Annotated in this window: 2 protein-coding genes and 1 pseudogene; 1 reads left to right on the top strand and 2 read right to left on the bottom strand. The window is 43.1% G+C overall.

What is annotated here, in order from left to right:
- Positions 1-12: 12 nt before the first annotated feature.
- A pseudogene (locus F6K20_RS30720) lies at positions 13-324 on the bottom strand (TrmH family RNA methyltransferase); the annotation flags it as partial.
- A 284-nt stretch (positions 325-608) separates the two neighbouring features.
- Positions 609-1,775: a DUF6745 domain-containing protein gene (locus F6K20_RS30725; protein WP_287247393.1), complete on the bottom strand. Its 1,167-nt coding sequence runs from the start codon at positions 1,773-1,775 to the stop codon at positions 609-611.
- Positions 1,776-2,333: 558 nt separating this feature from the next.
- Between F6K20_RS30725 and F6K20_RS30730 the strand changes: the two genes are divergently transcribed.
- Positions 2,334-3,270 (top strand): ABC transporter substrate-binding protein (locus tag F6K20_RS30730; protein WP_287297247.1); only part of this gene is annotated, 937 nt, incomplete at its 3' end.

Below are 3,270 nucleotides of genomic sequence, written 5' to 3' on the forward strand. Positions count from 1 at the left end.
TTACGATCTGCCAGCTGACAATAACCAGGGTAAGGCGGTTCTGGGATGTTCGAGAGTAGTGGGGATGGCGCGGCTACGAGCGGTGGTTGCGATCGCTCTTTGACACCCGACTAAGCCATCTGGTATGGTTGCTACGACTTGGGCTTTTTCTAAGATATCTACCCCGTGCACTGCCATCTGCTGTGCGTCTTGGCTGAGATGGTCACACTGAGGATTCACTAGCACGAGCTGCGATAACCCCATATTTTTCATCACTCGTGCTACAGAACCCACATTCAATGGACCAGCGGGTTCTACTAAAACAATCCTGACTCCCATATACATTTTCAAGGTTGAAGGTTGTTCTTGCCCAGGCGTCCCTTGTTGGGTAGGTTGAAGGTCACCCTTCAACCACAAAACAGTTGCACCATTTGTGCAAGTTCAAGACTTACGCCAAACTGGGCAACAAACGCGCTGATGTTGTAGGCTGCGTTATTAAGGCACCCTACAGCTAGAGTCCCTTAGAGTCGTTCCGTAAGTCCTGCTCCCTCTTATCCCTGGTGATGGGAATGGTGCTATGTTTGAAGGCAACTTTGGTATTAACCACTTGATATTAACCTGAGTTGGACTCAAGTCTGGACTAAAAATTCCTCTGGATCAGTATTCCAATTTACCCAGCGAATTGCCTCACGGGCTGATTCTACATGAGGCGGCACTCGCATAATGTGAACAAAGTTGGTGCTAGGACAAGTCATCTTGAGTAGAAAAATTGGCTCGATATCGATATCGTTATTAATTTTTAATAGGGTGTATTCTTCCCAGGAATCTAATCGCTGTGCTTCTAGGTCTTGGCAAATTCGGGCGTAACCAATCCCCTCAATCAGGACTCGCCTAAGTTCAGCGTTGGGTTCTTCTAAAAGCCACCCAGCTTGCCACTGCTTGGGGTTGACTTTACCGTATTTTTCTGGTAATTTCACGCCATGATAAGAGTATAAGCTGAATCCATCGGCAAACTCCATGGCTGGCTGTCCTTCTCTATGAAGGCGGTGTTGAGTGTCAAAGGAGAGCTTGGTTGGGCGATCGCAAACGAAGCAGATGTTTTCAAATGGGAACATCCAACTACAGTGTTTGGCTAGGGATTGGAATATTTGCCATGTGGTTTGATGGTGAGGGCAATTTAAGACGGAAATATAAAAGTCAAACCGACTACTGTAAATACTCCAGTATAAGGGTGACATGAATAGTCTCAATTCAGTCCCAAGTTGTTCAAGTACTTGCAAGCCCAGTCGAATTCGCTGTTGACTAACTGTTGAGGTATCTAGTTCATATAACAATTGGTTTTGCAATTGCCTGTGTAGTTGGGTTCCCATGGAAGTGTCCAAGGGTTGCCACAGTTTCTCTTCAAGTTGACGGCTAATCCGTTTAATGTTAAGCTTTTGCCCGAGTTGGTAGAGTAGCTCTTGTTGGAGTTCTTTGCCGAGTTGGGTGTTGAGATGTTGCCGTAGTTGACTGATTAATTGACTCTCTAGTCGTGGCTGGAGTTTACTCTCTAGTTGGCTGTCAATGTGTTGCTGGAGTTGGTTCAGGATAATTTTAAAAAAACCGTAAGGGCTATCACAAAAAACAATATCTGGTACTGGTTTGCCAATGGCTGTATAGGCAGCGTTTATGGCTAGTGTTGCTTCGTGACGATCAATAACTCCAGTTAAAAAAGATAAGTTGTGCCATTTTTCTTGATAAAATGAAATTAAAGTCTCTTGCTCTGGGGTAAGATGTTTTATGTTGGGTTGCCACATATCGCTATATCTGTGTTTTATATTCCCATTTAATCCCGATTTGACAATAGTGCTGAGTGCTGAGTGCTGAGTGCTGAGTGCTGAGTGTAGTAAGTGGGGAAGTGTTTTCATCCAACGGTAGTTAGCTAGGAGTTATGGGATCTAATTAGTTATTCAGGTTAAGCTGGGTGTTTTTATACTAAAGTAGGTTTTTTTGTAACAATTATTCACAAATTAGGTAAGCTCTCAGGTATTAGGTAAGCTCTTAGGTAATGCGCTACGCGCACGCTACGCGAACAGCTATCAGCTTGTGTTTGACTGCTTAGGATTGAGGATTAAATAATATGGCTATTCGGTACATTTTCTGCTAAAATAATAAGTTAAATTAAATAAACCTACTACGTTATATAGCTTTGATATTTTGATAGTTTATTTTTTAGGCTAAATTAGCATACTAATTACGGAAGAACCCCCCTCTAGATCAATCATCGCTGTATTCTACAACGCTAGATTTTTTGAAATTGGTTATAAGATAGCTACGATAAGAAATTACTCGTCGCTAATCACAATTACCAAAGCATGAACTGGTTTACCCTATCCCGCAAACACTGGTCAACTACCAAATTCCTAGCTTTATTCCTCTGTAGCTGTTTCCTAATTATTAGTTGTGGTGGTTCTCCGAGCAATCAACAGACAGGTTCCTCCATCACCAGTAACAGTAATAGACTCACCATCGGTACTACCCTAAAACCGAGAACCCTCGATCCAGCCGATGCCTACGAACTAGCAGCTAGTAACATCCATTACAGCTTAGGCGATCGCCTTTATACCTACAAGCTGGGTACCTCAGAATTAGTGCCACAACTGGCAACTGCTATGCCTACCATCAGCAAGGATGGCTTAACTTATACCATTCCCCTACGCCAAGGTGTAGTCTTTCATGATAACACCCCATTTAACGCTGAAGCCATGGCATTTTCCTTGCGTCGGTTTATCGAAAATGGTGGCAAGCCCTCTTCTCTACTGGAAGGTTTGGTAGATTCGATTGAACCCTCTGGAGAGTACGAACTGACGATTAAAATCAAAAATCCCTTCGCTGCCTTTCCAGCACTGTTAGCTTTTTCTGGAACCTGTGCTGTTTCCCCCAATGCCTATGAAATTGGTAGTGGTAAATTTGAACCGACCAAATTTGTAGGCACTGGTCCTTATAAGCTAGTCAAGTTTAGTCCTAATGGGATTCGCCTAGATGTGTTTGAAGAATATTGGGGTAAAAAACCCCCCAATCAGGGATTAAACGTTCAAATCCTCACCAATTCGGCTAATTTATTCAATTCCATCAAGACCGGTGCTGTAGACATTGGTTATCAAAGTTTAGATCCCGATCAAATCCTCAGTTTGCAAAAAGGAGCAGCTTCTGGTGGTTGGCAAGTCATAGAATCTCCCAGCAATAATATTAACTACATGGTGCTCAATACTCAGATGGCACCCTTGGATAAACCAGAAGTCAGACAAGCGA

It is taken from the genome of Moorena sp. SIO2C4 (genome assembly GCF_010672485.1).
GTDB lineage: Bacteria > Cyanobacteriota > Cyanobacteriia > Cyanobacteriales > Coleofasciculaceae > Moorena > Moorena producens.